The sequence below is a fragment of the Cellulosimicrobium sp. Marseille-Q4280 genome, from assembly GCF_943181405.1.
Lineage (GTDB): Bacteria > Actinomycetota > Actinomycetes > Actinomycetales > Cellulomonadaceae > Cellulosimicrobium.
Genome location: NZ_CALPBY010000008.1, coordinates 68,714 through 83,830, shown reverse-complemented (window position 1 = coordinate 83,830; position 15,117 = coordinate 68,714). Strand labels below are relative to the sequence as shown.

11 protein-coding genes are annotated in these 15,117 nt (G+C 72.5%); 6 read left to right on the top strand and 5 right to left on the bottom strand.

Annotation, left to right across the window (positions count from 1 at the left end):
• Positions 1 to 183: 183 nt before the first annotated feature.
• From NFS20_RS19290 to NFS20_RS19280, 3 genes are all read right to left on the bottom strand, one after another.
• Positions 184 to 1,257, bottom strand: coding sequence for an arabinan endo-1,5-alpha-L-arabinosidase (locus NFS20_RS19290; RefSeq protein WP_251153428.1), 1,074 nt, complete (start codon positions 1,255 to 1,257; stop codon positions 184 to 186).
• On the bottom strand, positions 1,254 to 2,765 hold the full coding sequence (gene arfA / locus NFS20_RS19285) for an arabinosylfuranosidase ArfA (RefSeq protein WP_251153427.1): 1,512 nt from the start codon (positions 2,763 to 2,765) through the stop codon (positions 1,254 to 1,256). The genes NFS20_RS19290 and arfA (NFS20_RS19285) overlap by 4 nt, the downstream gene beginning before the upstream one ends.
• Positions 2,766 to 2,857: 92 nt before the next feature.
• A complete protein-coding gene (locus NFS20_RS19280) occupies positions 2,858 to 4,153 on the bottom strand; it encodes a glycoside hydrolase family 27 protein (RefSeq protein ID WP_251153426.1) in 1,296 nt (431 codons plus the stop codon).
• Positions 4,154 to 4,497: 344 nt separating this feature from the next.
• Between NFS20_RS19280 and NFS20_RS19275 the strand changes: the two genes are divergently transcribed.
• The 5 genes from NFS20_RS19275 (at position 4,498) to NFS20_RS19255 (ending at position 9,890) form a co-directional block, all read left to right on the top strand.
• On the top strand, positions 4,498 to 5,832 hold the full coding sequence (locus NFS20_RS19275; protein WP_251153425.1) for an ABC transporter substrate-binding protein: 1,335 nt from the start codon (positions 4,498 to 4,500) through the stop codon (positions 5,830 to 5,832).
• Positions 5,833 to 5,912: 80 nt separating this feature from the next.
• A complete protein-coding gene (locus tag NFS20_RS19270) occupies positions 5,913 to 6,881 on the top strand; it encodes a carbohydrate ABC transporter permease (RefSeq protein WP_251153424.1) in 969 nt (322 codons plus the stop codon).
• Positions 6,882 to 6,898: 17 nt separating this feature from the next.
• The gene (locus NFS20_RS19265; RefSeq protein WP_251153423.1) at positions 6,899 to 7,756 is read left to right on the top strand and encodes a carbohydrate ABC transporter permease; all 858 of its coding nucleotides are present in this window, start codon (positions 6,899 to 6,901) and stop codon (positions 7,754 to 7,756) included.
• Between the two features lie 2 nt (positions 7,757 to 7,758).
• Positions 7,759 to 9,189, top strand: coding sequence for an arabinan endo-1,5-alpha-L-arabinosidase (locus NFS20_RS19260; RefSeq protein ID WP_251153422.1), 1,431 nt, complete (start codon positions 7,759 to 7,761; stop codon positions 9,187 to 9,189).
• Complete coding sequence (locus tag NFS20_RS19255; RefSeq protein ID WP_251153421.1) at positions 9,186 to 9,890, top strand: YesL family protein; 705 nt, start codon at positions 9,186 to 9,188, stop codon at positions 9,888 to 9,890. Before NFS20_RS19260 ends, NFS20_RS19255 begins: the two co-directional genes overlap by 4 nt.
• A gap of 469 nt (positions 9,891 to 10,359) precedes the next feature.
• Here NFS20_RS19255 and NFS20_RS19250 read toward each other — a convergent pair whose 3' ends face one another.
• A complete protein-coding gene (locus tag NFS20_RS19250) occupies positions 10,360 to 11,463 on the bottom strand; it encodes a LacI family DNA-binding transcriptional regulator (protein ID WP_251153591.1) in 1,104 nt (367 codons plus the stop codon).
• A 243-nt stretch (positions 11,464 to 11,706) separates the two neighbouring features.
• Between NFS20_RS19250 and arfA (NFS20_RS19245) the strand changes: the two genes are divergently transcribed.
• Positions 11,707 to 13,260, top strand: coding sequence for an arabinosylfuranosidase ArfA (gene arfA / locus NFS20_RS19245; RefSeq protein ID WP_251153420.1), 1,554 nt, complete (start codon positions 11,707 to 11,709; stop codon positions 13,258 to 13,260).
• A 132-nt stretch (positions 13,261 to 13,392) separates the two neighbouring features.
• On the opposite strand, the gene NFS20_RS19240 is transcribed toward arfA (NFS20_RS19245), so the two are convergent.
• Entirely contained in the window at positions 13,393 to 15,069 is a 1,677-nt protein-coding gene (locus NFS20_RS19240; RefSeq protein ID WP_251153419.1) for a glycoside hydrolase family 43 protein, read from the bottom strand.
• Positions 15,070 to 15,117: the final 48 nt, after the last annotated feature.

The following is a 15,117-nucleotide window of genomic DNA, read 5'->3' as shown; positions in this document are numbered from 1 at the left end:
CTCTCCGGCCCACGCGACCCGCCGACGAACCAGCACCCTGCTCGCCAGACTCGAATGTGAACGCTAACACCCCCCTGGGCTGAGATGTTAGCGCTCACACGCTCTCCGGGGAAAGTCATTCCGGTCACGGTTGGATCACGACCGTGCCGCGGCACGCCTGACGTGCCGTCACGCGCCCCGAATTCACCCGATCGGCGCCGCCCGGGGCCAGCCGTCGTCGGTCCAGCCGAGCTCGTGCAGGGCGAGCCGGAAGTCACCGCCCTCGCGCTCGTCGTAGTAGTGGAACGCGAGCACGTCCGCCCCTCCTCCGGCAGACAGCGACTGCCCACCCGGGCCGATCGCCCAGCCGTCCGACGCGAGGAGCTCGGTCCCGCCTCCGAGGGCCATGTCCTGCCCCTCGGCGTCGAGGAACGGTCCGGAGACGTCGCGCGAGCGCCCGACGGCGATCCGGTACGTCGAGTCCGTCCCGCGGCAGCACGAGTCCCACGACACGAAGAGGTAGTACCAGCCGTCCCGCTCGAGCAGCGCCGGCGCCTCGATCGCGTTGTCCGGCACGCCCGACCGCGACGCGACCGTCACCGGCTCCGCGCCCTCGGCGGGCTTGCCGCTCGGCCACTCGATCGGCACGGCCTGGATGCCGCCCCAGAACGAGCCGAAGAACAGCCACGGCTCGCCGTCCGCGTCCTCGACGACCGTCGGGTCGATCGCGTTGAAGTCGTCCTCGCCCGGCCGCGACCGCACGACGACGCCCTGGTCCGTCCACCCGTAGCCCGGGTCCGCCGGGTCGATCGTCGACCCGGTCGCGACGCCGATCGCCGAGTTGTTCGACCCGAACGTCGACGCCGAGTAGTAGAGGTACCAGGTCCCGTCGTGCTCGACGACCTCCGGCGCCCAGTAGTTCTCGACGCCGTCGATCTCGTCCCGCACCCACTGCGGGTCGCCGCTCGCGTCCCACGCGGTCCCCGCGTCCTGCCAGGTCCGCCCCGCGTCGTCGGACCGGCGGACCTGCGGGGAGCCGAAGCCCACGCGCACGTCGCCCGTCGAGTAGACGAACCAGGGCTCGCCGTCCGCGCCGGCGACCAGCGCCGGGTCGTGCACCCGCACGTCACCCGTCGCCGGGATCGCCGTCCCCGTCACGGGCTCCCACGGGCGCACGACGGCGAGCACGGCGCCGACCACGAGCACGACGGCGACGACGACCGCCGGCACGACGACGGCCGGTCGCGCGCGCCGCCGCGCCACCCGGGCTCCGCTCACGCGCGCGCCAGCCGCAGCACGGACCACGAGACGGCGGGGAGCTCGGCGCGGGCGCGGTCGTCCGCGACCTTGGCCGACGTGTTCACGACCGGGACGACGCTCGTCGCGTCGTCGGCGGTCGCCTGCCACGTGTGGTCCGGGTTGGAGAGCGTGAGCGCCTCGACGAGGCGCAGGCCCGGGAAGCCGCGCAGGTCGACGTCGAGGTCGACCGCGCGGGTCGTCGAGCGGTTCACCGCGAACAGCACGACGTCGCCGGTCCCGGGGTCGTGCGTCGCGACGGCGTCGAGCACGGGGACGTCGCCGAAGCGGGCCGTCTCCTCCGCGGGCGACTGCACCGCGACGCGCAGCACGTCGCCGGCCGCGTGGCGCGCGGTGAGGGCGAACGGGTGGAACGTCGTCTGGCGCCAGGACCGGCCGCCCGGCTCGGTCATGATCGGCGCGATGACGTTGACGAGCTGGGCGAGCGACGCCGCGTGCACCCGGTCGGTGTTGCGCAGCAGCGAGACGAGCAGGTTGCCCACGACGACCGCGTCCGCGACGTTGTAGCGGTCCTCGAGCAGGACGGGTGCGACGGGCCAGTCGTCGCCCGACGGCGGCCGCGACTCGGCGCGCTTCTGGTACCAGACGTTCCACTCGTCGAACGAGATGGTGATCCGCTTGGTGTGCTTGCCTGCGGCGCGCACCTGGTCGGCGGTGGCGGCGACGGACTCCACGAAGTGGTCCATGTCCACGGCCGAGGCGAGGAACGACGCGAGGTCGCCGTCCTCCTCCCAGTAGTAGGCGTGCGCCGAGACGTGGTCGACGTGCTCGTACGCCTCCGTGAGCACGACCCGCTCCCACTCGCCGAACGTCGGCATGTCGGAGCTCGACGAGCCGCAGACCACGAGCTCCACCCCCGGGTCCATCATGCGCATCGCGCGTGCGGTCTCGGCCGCGAGCCGGCCGTACTCCTGCGGCGTCTTGTGCCCGATCTGCCACGGGCCGTCCATCTCGTTGCCGAGGCACCACATGCGGATGCGGTAGGGCTCCTCGACCCCGTTCGCGCGGCGTCGGTCCGACCAGAAGGAGCCGCCCGGGACGTTGCAGTACTCGAGCAGGTCGAGCGCCTCCTGCACGCCGCGCGTACCGAGGTTGACGGCCATCATCGGCTCGACGCCGGCCTTCGCGGCCCACCGCATGAACTCGTCGACGCCGACGGTGTTCGGGTCGCTCGAGTGCCACGCGAGGTCGAGACGCGTCGGGCGGGCGTCGACCGGACCGATGCCGTCCTCCCACCGGTAGCCCGACACGAAGTTGCCGCCCGGGTAGCGCACGGTCGTCACGCCGAGCTCGCGCGTGAGGTCGAGGACGTCGCCGCGGAACCCGTCCGCGTCGGCGGTCGGGTGGCCCGGGTCGTGGATGCCCGTGTAGACGCAGCGGCCGAGGTGCTCGACGAACGAGCCGAAGGTCCGGGGGCGGACGGGCCCGACGACGAAGGCCGGGTCGAGCGTGACGGTGGCGGCGTGCATGGGGTCCTCCGGGACGGTGCGGTCGCGACGGTCGGTCGCGGGTGTCGGTCGTGACGGCCCGTCGTGACGGCCCGCCGTGGTCGGGTGCTGGGTCAGGGGTCGAGACGCAGGAGGCGCACGCCGTGGGCGGGCACCTCCACGTCGACGAGGTGGTCGCCGCCGGTCGCGGCGCTCGGGGGCACGAGCGGGACGCGCTCGCCGGTCCAGACGTCCACGAGGACCGGGGACGCGCCGTCGGCGGTCACGGCGAGCCCCGCGGACGCGGCCGGGACGACGACACGGCGCGGCGCCCCGGCGGTCGAGAAGATCCCGGCCCAGCGGACGCCGTCGAGCGTGCGGTCGCCGGCGGCGCCCCACACGACCGTGTCGTCCTCGCGCAGCAGCTCGCGCCCGCCCGTGGACCGGTTCAGGACGTCGAGCACGTCGGCCCGGGTGAGGTCGGCGATCGTCGCGGCGTCGGACGCGGGCAGGTGCCCGCCGACGAACAGCGGCGAGCGCGCGAGGCACCAGAGCGAGAGCATCGTGCGCCGCTCGGCCTCGGTGAGGAGGCTGTCGCGCGGCTCCCCGCGCTCGGCGCGCACGCCGATCCGCCCGAGCGGGAGCATGTCGGCGTCGGCCCACGCGCCGGGCCGCTGGTGCGGGGCCCAGCGCGCCAGGCGCGCGAGCTGCGCCTCGACGTCGTCCCAGCGGTCCCAGAGGTCGTCGCTCACGCGCCACATGTCGGCGTGCCGGCGGAGGTGGTCGAGGTGCGCGAGGGACAGCGAGGTCCCGGGCGAGAGCGACAGGACGACCTCACGGTCGTGCCGGTCCTCGGCGCGCGCGACGGCGGCGGCGAGGGCCTCGACGGCGCCCGCGTGGTACGGCGCGAGCATGTCGTCGACCTTGAGGAAGTCCACGCCCCACCCGACGACGCGGCCCACCTGGGCGTCGAGCCAGGCCCGCGCACCCGGATGGGCGAGGTCGAGGCCGTAGTTGTCGCCGTTCCACGAGCACGTGCTCGAGCGGTCGGCGATCTCGCCGGTGCGGTACGGGGTGCCCGGGACGGGGAGGTCGGCCTCGACCGCGCGCCGCGGGATGCCGCGCATGAGGTGGACCCCGAACCGCAGACCGAGGTCGTGGACCTGGCGGGCGAGCGGCGCGAAGCCGGCGCCGTCGGCGGCCGAGGGGAACCGCGCGGGGACCGGGCGCTGGACGCCGAGCTCGTCGAGCAGGACCGGTGCGGCGGTGTTGTAGCCGCCCGCGCGCGCCGTCGGTTCGTACCACTGGATGTCGACGACGACGGTCGACCAGCCGGCGCCCGCCATGTGCTCGGCGAGGAAGCGTGCGTTGTCCAGGACCTCGGCCTCGGTCACGGTGGTGCCGAAGCTGTCCCAGGAGTTCCACCCCATGGGGGGCGTCAAGGACGCGGTGCGGTGCATGCGTGCGGGCCCCTCTCGGGCGGACGGTCACCTCTCGACGATGACCGAGGCGACTTCTACAACGATGTAGATCGAGATGGTGCAGGTCGGGACCGGGGTTTGTCAAGCCCGTGCGCGCCGAGCGGCGAGCGGGTTCTACATCGTTGCAAATCCGTGACGACCCGCGCTTGACCGTGCGGCGGGCAGTGTGCAACCGTGCTCCCCATCGAGATTTTTCATCGATGTAAACGAGAGGTCGACGACGACGTCCGTGGCGGAACGTTCCGCCTCACCGACAGTCGCCCCCTGCGACCACAGGACCGAGAGGAACCGTGATGAGGAAGTCACGACTCATGGCCGGCGTCATGGCCGGGATCATCGTCGCGAGCACGGCGGCGTGCAGCAGCGGCTCCGGCGGGGACGACGGGCTCACGTTCATGTTCCGCGGCGGCCCGGACGAGAAGGCGGCGTACGAGGCCGCGATCGCGAAGTTCACCGAGGAGACCGGCGTCGAGGTGAAGATGATCGTCACCGACGCCGACCAGTACGCGACGAAGCTGCAGGCGGCCGTGTCGGGCAACAACGTGCCCGACGTCTTCTACGTCGAGCAGGCGACCCTCCAGTCCTACGTGGGCTCCGGCGTGCTCATGGACATCACCGACCAGGTCGAGGAGCAGGGCGTCGACCTCGACAACATCTGGGAGTACGGCGTCGACTCCTACCGCTTCGACGGCACGCTCCAGGGCACGCCCGACGGCCGCCTCTACGGCCTGCCCAAGGACGTCGGCCCGTTCGCCTTCGGGTACAACAAGACGATGCTCGAGGCCGCGGGCATCCCGCTGCCCGACAAGGACGTCCCCCTGACGTGGGACGAGTTCGTCGCGATCAGCAAGCAGCTGACGACGGACACCGACGGCGACGGCGCGGTCGACCAGTGGGGCACCGGCCTCAACGTGCAGTGGAACCTGCAGTCGATGGTGTGGAGCAACGGCGGCGACTGGACGAACGAGGACCGCACCGAGGTCACGGTCGACACGCCGGAGTTCGCCGAGGCGCTCCAGGCGTTCGCCGACCTCACCAACGTCGAGGGCGTCACGCCGTCCGCGTCCGACGCCGCGACGCTCGACACGTACCAGCGCTGGATGGCCGGCGAGATCGGCTTCTTCCCCGTCGGGCCGTGGGACGTCAGCGTCTACAACGACCTCGAGTTCGACTACGACCTCATCCCCTGGCCGTCGCTGGGCGGCGAGGAGAGCGCCACGTGGATCGGGTCGCTCGGCATCGGCGTGTCCGCGACGACGTCGGACGCCGAGAACGCCGTGAAGCTCGCGACCTACCTGTCGACCGACCCCGACGCGCAGCAGACGCTCGTCGACGCGAACATCCAGGTGCCCAACCTGAAGGACATGGCGCAGGAGTGGGCCGCCGCGCCCGACGCCGAGCCGGCGAACCGCCAGGAGTTCCTCGACATCGTGGAGGACTACGGTCGCGCGATGCCCGCCGCCTTCACGTACGGCGCGGAGTGGTACGACGAGCTGTGGGTCAACATCCAGCCCGTCCTCGACGGCAAGACGACGGCCGCCGACTACCTCGCCGAGACGCAGCCGAAGATGCAGACGCTGCTCGACGAGTCGAACGCCAACGCCGAGCAGGCCGCGGCCGGGAGCTGACCCGTCCGGCACGGTCGTCGGGCAGACTCCCCGACGACCGTGCTCGACGGCACCCGCACCAGCACCGAGAGGAACCCCCGATGACGCAGATCGCGGACGTCACCGACGACGCCACGAGCCCGCCCGGCGTGATCCCGCCGTCCCCGGCTCTGCGCAGCGCGAAGCAGCGCCGGCACCTGCACCGCACGGAGCACCGCTGGGCCCTGGCGTTCATCGCCGCGCCCGTGCTCGGCTTCCTGGCCTTCACGCTGTACCCGCTCGGGTTCGCGATCTACGCGTCCTTCACGAGCTGGAACGGTCTCGGGCCGATGCGCTTCGTCGGGCTCGAGAACTACTCGACGCTCCTCACCGACGAGTACTTCCACAAGAGCCTGTTCAACACGTTCTTCTACATGATCGGCATCCCGATCGGGATCGTCCTCGCGCTGGCGCTCGCCATCGCGCTGAACCGCAGGCTCCCCGGGCGCACGTTCTTCCGCACCGTCTACTACGTGCCCGTGATCTCGTCGCTCGCCGCGATCGCGATCGTGTGGCAGTTCGCCTACAACGGCGACTTCGGCCTGATCAACCAGGTCCTGTCGTGGTTCGGGATCGACGGGCCGGACTGGCTCCAGAACACCGCGACCGTGAAGCCGGCGATCATCATCATGGCCGTCTGGAAGGGCCTCGGGTACTCGATGCTGCTGTACCTGGCGGCGATCCAGTCGGTGCCCGCGTCGCTCTACGAGGCCGCGGCGCTCGACGGCGCGAACGGTTTCCAGAAGTTCCGCTCCATCACGCTGCCGATGGTCCGCCCCGTCACGTTCTTCATCGTCGTCACGAACGTCATCGGCGGCGCCCAGCTCTTCACCGAGGTCAACATCATGACCCCGAACGGCGGCCCGGAGTTCAGCTCCGCGACGGTGGTCTGGTACATCGTGCGCAAGGCCTTCAAGTACCAGCAGATGGGCTACGCGACGGCGATGGCCGTGGTCCTCGGGCTGATCATCCTCGTCATCACGCTCATCCAGTTCCGCCTCAACCGGCGCAACAGCTTCAGCATCGACTGAGGGCAGGAGACACGACCATGAGCACCCCCCTCGCCGGTGGCACCACGCGCTACCGCGTCACCAACATCGTCCTGCTCGTCGTGCTGGGCATCTTCGCCGTCGTGATGATCGCGCCGCTGCTGTGGATGTTCACCACGTCGATCAAGACCAAGGCCGAGGTCTTCGCGCTGCCGCCCGTGTGGTGGCCGTCGGAGCCGCAGTGGGACACGTACGTCCGGATGTGGTCGGACGCGCCGATCCTCTCGGGCTTCAAGAACAGCATCATCGTGTCCGTCACGGCCACGGTCGTCGGGTCGTTCACGTCGGCGCTCGCGGCGTTCGCGCTCGCGAAGATGCGGCTGCCGGGCAAGAACGCGATCTTCATCGCGCTGCTCACCGGCATCATGATCCCGTTCCCGACCGTCATGATCCCGCAGTTCGTCATGTTCTCGCGGCTGCACTGGGTCGACACCCTGCTGCCGCTCATCGTGCCGCTGCTCTTCGGCAACATCGTGATGATCTTCTTCCTGCGCCAGTACCTGCAGTCCGTCCCCGACTCCCTCGTCGAGGCGGCGAAGCTCGACGGCGCGTCGTACTTCCAGGTCTTCCGCGTCATGATCATGCCGATGATCCGGCCGGCGATCGCCGCCCAGTTCATCCTCTGGTTCATGACGGTCTGGAACGACTACCTCGCGCCGATCCTGTACCTGAACTCCCCGGAGAAGCAGACCATCCAGGTGGTCATCGCCAACCTCAACGTCGAGTTCGCCACGCAGCGCGACTACCCGCTGATCATGGGTGCGTCGTTCGTCGCGCTCCTGCCGATCCTCGTGGTCTTCCTGGTCTTCCAGCGTCAGATCATCGAGTCCGTCGCCCTCACCGGGTCGAAGGGCTGAGCGTGCCCGCCCCGACCACGTCGGGCCCGGTGTCGGGTGCGCCTTCCCTCGGCGCACCCGACACCCCCCGGGCCACCGTGCCGGCCGCGCCGGACGCGCCGGACGCGCCCGACACGTCCGCGTGGGGCGCGCGCCACGCGCACGACCCGACGGCCGTCGTCGACGACGACGGCACCTACTGGCTGTTCTCGACCGACGCGTCCGCCGAGGGGCCCGTGCGGGGAGGCGTCCAGGTCCGCCGCTCGACCGACCTCGTCACGTGGGAGTTCCACGGCTGGGCGCTGCCCGGCGTCCCGGGGCCGGCGGCGGCGTGGTCCGGGGCGACCGGCCTGTGGGCGCCCGAGGTCGTGCGCGCCGACGACGAGTGGCGCATGTACTACTCGGCGTCGAGCTTCGGCTCCCGCCGGTCCGCCATCGGTCTCGCGACGGCGCCGCACCCCCGCGGCCCGTGGGCCGACTGGGGCGTCGTCGTCGCGAGCGAGCACGTCCCCGCACCCGAGGGGCTCGAGCACCCGAACGCGATCGACGCGAACGTCGTGACGGAGGCGGAGGGGAGCCAGTGGCTCGTGTACGGGTCGTTCTTCGCCGGGATCCACGCGCTCCGGCTCGACCCCGAGACGGGCTTCGTCGCCGACGAGCCCGCGCCCGGCACGCTGCACGACGCCCCGGGCACGCTCCTCGCGCGCCGACCCCGCTCGGTCGACGGGGCGATCGAGGGCGCGTTCGTCCTCCCGCGTCCCGGCGGCGGCTGGGCGATGCTCGTGAGCTACGGTTCGCTCTTCTCCACGTACCACCTGCGCGTCGCGGTGGCCGACTCCGTCACCGGCCCCTACCTCGACCGCACGGGCCACGACCTGCGCGACCTCGAGTCCCCGCCCGACGAGGTCGGCACCGCGGTGCTCGCCGGTCACCGCTTCCCCGGCGGCCCCGGCCTCCTCGCCCCGGGACACGCGTCGGTCCTCACCGAACCGGGCCGCCAGCTCCTCGTGCACCACGTGCGCGAGGCCGAGGACCCGACGCAGCACCGCGTCGAGGTGCGCCGCCTCGTGTGGACGCACGACGGCTGGCCGCTCGTCGCACCGCAGCCCTGGGCCGGTCCCGACCGCGAGAACGACGACGCCGCGCGCTGGCCCGCGAGCGTCGACGTCCTGGACGGCACGTGGGAGCTCCTCCACCTGGCGGACCGCCCGGACGACGTGCAGGACGCCCGGTCCGGTCGCCTCGACGTCGCCCCCGGCTCGGCACGCGCGCTCGGCCAGGGCCGCTTCACCTGGACGACGGCGACCGGCACCCCGATCTCCGCGGTCGTCTTCCCGTCGTGGGACGCCGTGCGCGGGCGTCCGGCACCGTCGGTCGTCGCGATCGGGTCCGACGGGCGCGTGGTCGCGGGAACGCGCACCGACGCCCCCGGCCCTGGGACCATCGACGCATGACCGACTCGGCCCGGCCCCGCACCGCGGACCCCGACGACACGAGAAGCCGGCGGCCGCTCGACGAGCGTCGCCCGTCCGGCGACGAGGTACCCGGCTGGGCCGGGCGCGTCATGACCGTGCTGCGGTTCGTCACGCAGCTCGTCGCGATCAACCTCCTGATGCTCGCCGGGACCGTGGCAGGGCTCGTCGTCGCCGGGTTCGCGCCGGCCCTGCACGCGGGCGGGCTGCTCCTCGCACGCCTGGTCGACGGCGACCCGTCCGACCACCTGTGGCGCGACTTCTGGGGTGCCTGGACGGGCGCGTGGCGCCGGACGGTGCTGCTCGGCCTCCCGGTCGTCGCCGCGGCGCTGGTCCTCCTGCTCGACGCCCAGGTGCTGCGCGTCATGGACGGCCCCGCCGCCGCGGCGCTGCGCACGGGCGGCGTCGTCGTCGCGCTCTGGGTCCTCGTCGTGACGGCCTACCTTCCCGCCGTGACCCGCCGCTACGACGAACCGTGGGCCCCCACGTGGCGCTTCCTCGTCCTGTCCCCCGCGATCGGGCCGCTCGTGGCCGTCGCGATGCTCGTCACGTGCGCCGTCGTCGCGGTGGTGCTGATCTACCTGCCCGTGCTCGGCCCGCTGCTGGGCCTCAGCGTCCCCGTGCTCGCGACGGGTCTGCTCGCCGACGGGCGCCTCGACCGGCTCGACACCGCCGCGCGGTAGTCGTCGGGCCGGTCGTCACGGGCTGGGTTGGGTTCGTGGTGCGGGCGGCCTCGGTGCTCGGGCTGGCTGGGTCCGCGGTGGGCGCGGCGTCGGTGCTCGGGCTGGCTGGGTCCGCGGTGGGCGCGGCGTCGGTGCTCGGGCTGGCCGCGCCGTCACCACAGATTCTCGGCGGTGGGTTCTCGGAGCGCGGCCTTGACGCCCTTCGCATCCGACCCCGCCCCCACCGCTCAGCCGTCCGGGCCGACGTGGTCGCCGGACGACGCCGGCTCCCTCAGCCGTCGGCCTGTCGTGTCGCCGTGGCGATCGAAGGCCAGGGCGAGGCGACGCCGGGAGGGGCGGAGGGGGCGCCGCGTCGTGGTGGGCCTGGCGGGAGCGGCCCGAGGGACGAGGGCCGCGGATGGTAGACGCGGCGCCCCCCCCTCTGCCCCTCCACCCAGGGTGACCTCGGTCCGCCGATCGGCGACGACCGTCAGCCGGCGATCTGCTCGCGGACGGGTTCGACGGTCTCGACGCGACCCTCCTGGACGGCGACGACCTTCTCGCCGCCGCCGGTGGGCACGTCGCCGGTCGACTCGCGGCCGACGATCGAGGAGTCGGGCACGACGCGGCGGAACGGCGCCGGCTCGCCCGCGCCCCGTGCGTCGATGCGGGCGACGAGGAGCTCGACGGCGCGGGCCGCGATCTGCTCCCGCCCCGGGGAGACCGACGAGATGGTGGGCACCGAGTAGCGCACGTCGTCGACGTCGTCGAAGCCGATGAGCGCGACGTCGCCCGGGACGTCGACGCGACGTGCGTGGAGCGCGTGCAGCGCGCCGAGGGCCATGGCGTCGTTGAGCGCGAAGACGGCGTCGATCTCGACGCCCGAGTCGAGGAGCCGGCCCATCGTCTCGGCGCCGGTCGCGCGGTGCCAGAGGCCGGCCTCGCCGACGAGTCGGGGGTCGAACGCGATGCCCGCGACCGCGAGCGCCTGCTGGTAGCCCTCGAGACGCAGGGCCGCCGAGCCGACCGCCTCGCCCGCGTGCGCACCGACGACGGCGATGCGGCGCCGGCCGAGCGCGACGAGGTGCGTGGTCGCGGCGCGCGCGGCGGCGACGTTGTTCATCGTCACGTGGTCCGCCGGTGCGCCGAAGACGCGCTCTCCGAGCACCACGAGGGGGAACGTGACGTCGAACAGCGGCAGGTCGGACGGTCCGAGGGCGAGCGGCGAGAAGATCACGCCGTCGGTCATGTCCTGGTAGCGCCCGGAGAGCACCTGCGCCTCGCGCTCGCGGGTCGCGTTCGTCTGCTCGATGAGCACCGTGTACCCGTGGGACTCCGCGGCCCGGATGACCGAGTCGGCGAGCTCTGCGAAGTACGGCAGCGACAGCTCGGGCACCGCGAGCGTGATCATCCCGGTGCGCCGCGTGCGCAGGTTGCGCGCCGAGACGTTCATCCGGTAGCCGAGGTGCTCGATCGCCTCCTCGACCCGCCGACGCGTCTCGGGCCGCACGTGCGGGTAGGCGTTGACGACGTTCGACACCGTCTTGACCGAGACACCGGCGCGGGCCGCCACGTCGTGCATCGTCACCGGCAAGCTGCTCACTCCTTCGGGATTCCGCGCCCCCACGGGCCGGGATGGGTCAACTGTGCCACGCGTGACCCCTGGCGGGGTGTGCTCGCACGGTGACGTGCTGGAAGCGTCGTCGACGCACACTCTACATCGTTGTAAAGTGAGAGTGTCGCCCTGCCGGACCAGCTCGACCATCGGTCCGGGCCAGCGCGACGGACACCCCGGCTCTCATGACGCACCGCCGGACCACCACGAGCGAGGATCCCGATGACGCACCCCCGCGCCCGCGTGGCGCTGCACCCCGACTTCCGGGTCGGCCCGATCGACCGCCGCCTGTTCGGCTCCTTCGTGGAGCACCTCGGCCGCGCCGTCTACACCGGCATCTACGAGCCCGGCCACGCCACCGCCGACGAGCACGGCTTCCGCCGCGACGTCGCCGACCTCACGCGCGAGCTCGGCGTGACGATGCTGCGCTACCCCGGCGGGAACTTCGTCTCGAACTACCGCTGGGAGGACGGCGTCGGCCCGGTCTCGGACCGCAAGCCGTTCCTCGATCTCGCGTGGCGGACGGTCGAGCCGAACCTCGTCGGCACCGACGAGTTCCTGCAGTGGGCCGAGCGCGAGGGCTTCGAGCCGATGATGGCCGTCAACCTCGGCACGCGCGGCGTCGAGGCCGCGGCGGCGCTCGTCGAGTACTGCAACGGCGAGGCCGGGACCCGCTGGGCCGACCTGCGCATCGCCCACGGCCGCACCGAGCCCTACGGCGTGCACCTGTGGTGCCTGGGGAACGAGATGGACGGCCCCTGGCAGATCGGCCACAAGGACGCGCACGAGTACGGCAAGCTCGCCGCCGAGGCCGGCAAGGCGATGAAGCTCGTCGACCCGTCGATCTCGCTCGTCGTGTGCGGGTCGTCGTCGATGCAGATGGACACGTTCGGCGAGTGGGAGCAGACGGTCCTGTCGTACACGTACGACGTCGTCGACCACGTCTCGATGCACGCCTACTACGAGGAGCTCGACGGCGACCGCGCGTCGTTCCTCGGCTCAGGCACGGCGATGGACCGCTTCATCGACCGGGTCGTCGCGTCCGCCGACGCCGTGGGCGCGCGCCGCCGCTCGGACAAGAAGATCACCATCAGCTTCGACGAGTGGAACGTCTGGTACCTCGAGTCCCGCTTCCCGGGCGAGACGAACCTGCCGGTCCAGCGCGACGCGCCGCGCATCATCGAGGACGTCTACTCGGCGCTCGACGCCGTCGTCGTGGGCGACCTGCTCGTCACGCTGCTCAACCACGCGGACCGCGTGCCCGTCGCGGCGCTCGCGCAGCTCGTCAACGTCATCGCGCCGATCATGACCGAGCCGGGCGGCGAGGCGTGGCGCCAGCCGACGTTCCACCCGTTCGCCACGACGGCGCGCCTCGCGCAGGGTGAGGCGCTCGACGTGCGCGTGGCCTCCCCCACCACGACGACGAAGCGCCACGGCGAGGTACCCCTGGTCACCGCGGCGGCGACGCACGACCCGGAGACCGGCGCGCTCGCGCTGTTCCTCACCAACCGGTCGGCCGAGCCGGTCGAGGTCGACGTCGAGCACCTCGGCCTGGGCGTCGAGCTCACCGAGGGCTGGCGCATGGTCGCCGACCACGAGGCCGCCGTGGAGGGCCCCGCGCACGCGCGCAAGGTCGTCGACGCGTGCTGGTCGGCGGTGGACCTCGCGGTCGACGTCGCGAGCAGCTCGACGGGTCGGAGCGGCTCCCGCACGACGACGGTCCTGCTCGCGCCCGAGTCGTGGACCGCGCTGGCCGGGACGGTCCGCACGGCCTGACCCGCGCCGTCGGGCATCGCCACCTGCACACCGGCGAGCGCGACGCCGAACCCCGGGTTACGCCCCCATCGACGGTCTGATGGGGGCGCAACCCGGGGTTCGGCACATCAGGTGACGCGGACGCGCGGGGCGTCAGGGGCAGGTCAGTGCCGCGTGCTCGACCGTGCGCGAGACCGCTCGCTCCCCCGCCGTCGCCGTCACGGTGACGCTGCCCTCCGCGACCTCGGACGAGCGCACGGCGAACGCCTGGTAGGCGGAGCGCCCAGGGGCGACGCCCACCACCGTGCGCGAGCCGTACGGCGTGGACAGCGCGATCGTCACCGGCTCCGTGCTGGCCGAGGTGGCGCGCACCGCGAGGTAGGCCGACCCGCCGAGGCACCGCGGCTGCGCGACGACGTCGCCGAGGGCCACGGCCTCCGTCACGGCGAGCGACGCCGTCGGGCTCACGACGCTCCCGTGCGCGTTCTGCACGATTGCGCGCGCGAGCAGGCCGTCGTCGTCGGCCCCGACCGCGGGCAGCTCGAGCGACGCCGAGCCGTCCACCGCGCGGCGCCCCGGCGCGGCCTGCTCCCAGGTCGAGCCACCGTCGCGCGACGTCTCCCACGTGACGACGGGGGTCGGCGTGCCGGACACGTCGACCGCGAACGTCGCGGCGTCGCCCAGGGCGACGTCCGCGTCCTGCGGCCCGGAGAGCACGGCCGGGACCTCGACCGTGGCGTCCACGACCGGCCAACCGTCCACCCACGCGAGCCGCTGCAGGCCGAGCGTGGGGAGGTAGGGGAACTGCGCGTTCGACGCGTCGTAGTAGTGGAACGCGAGCACGTCGTCGAACACCGACTGCCCGCCGGGGCCGACGACGGCGCCGTGCGTGTCGAGCAGCGTCGTCCCGCCGCCGCCGACCATGTCGCGGCCCTCGGCGTCGAGGTACGGGCCGGTGACGGAGCGCGAGCGCCCGACGGCCACGTGGTAGGTGCTGTCGGCGCCCTGGCAGCATGCGTCGAACGACACGAGCAGGTAGTACCAGCCGTCGTGCTCGGTGATGAACGGCGCCTCGACGCGGTTGCCTGGGGCGAACCGGTCGACGAGGTGCACGGCGTCGGCGACCGCGCCGGCGACGGGCTTGCCGCTGGGCCACGCGATCTCGACGAGGAAGATCCCGTACCAGTGGGAGCCGATCGCCATGTACGGCGTGCCGTCGGCGTCCTCGACGATCCCCGCGTCGATCGCGTTGAACGTCTTGGCGCCCGCGATGTCCTGAGGCGACTCGATGACGAGGCCCTGGTCGACCCACTCGTAGTCCGGGTCGTCGGGGTCGAGCGTCGTGTTGGTGGCGAGCGCCGTGAGGGACGTGTTCGTGCCGAAGCGCGACGCCGAGTAGTAGAGGTAGTACGTGCCGTCGTGCTCGTAGACCTCGGGCGCCCAGAGGTTGTCGGGGAGCGCGCCGTCGGCGAAGTGCTCGTCGATCCAGGCCGGGATCTCGTCCCAGACCGTGCCCTCGGACTCCCACGTGACGCCGTCGTCGCCGGACGACCAGACCTGGATGGTGCCGCCCTTCTCGCGGTTCACGAGGCCGGTCGAGTACACGTACCACGTGCCGTCGTCGGCGACGACGAGCGCGGGGTCGTGGATCGGGGACGTCTCGCCCGTGACGGACAGGCCACCAGTGGGCAGCTCGACGGCGGGCCCGGCGTCGGCAGCGGCCGGCCCCGCGAGGAGCGCCGCTGTGAGTCCGACGGCGAGCGCGGACGCGGCGGCGAGCAGTGCGCGGAGCCCGCGCCCTCGTGTCGGTGCGGTGGACGTGCGATGCATGTCGATCCCTTCTACATCGTTGTAAAGATGGGCCACGAAGAACCCCGG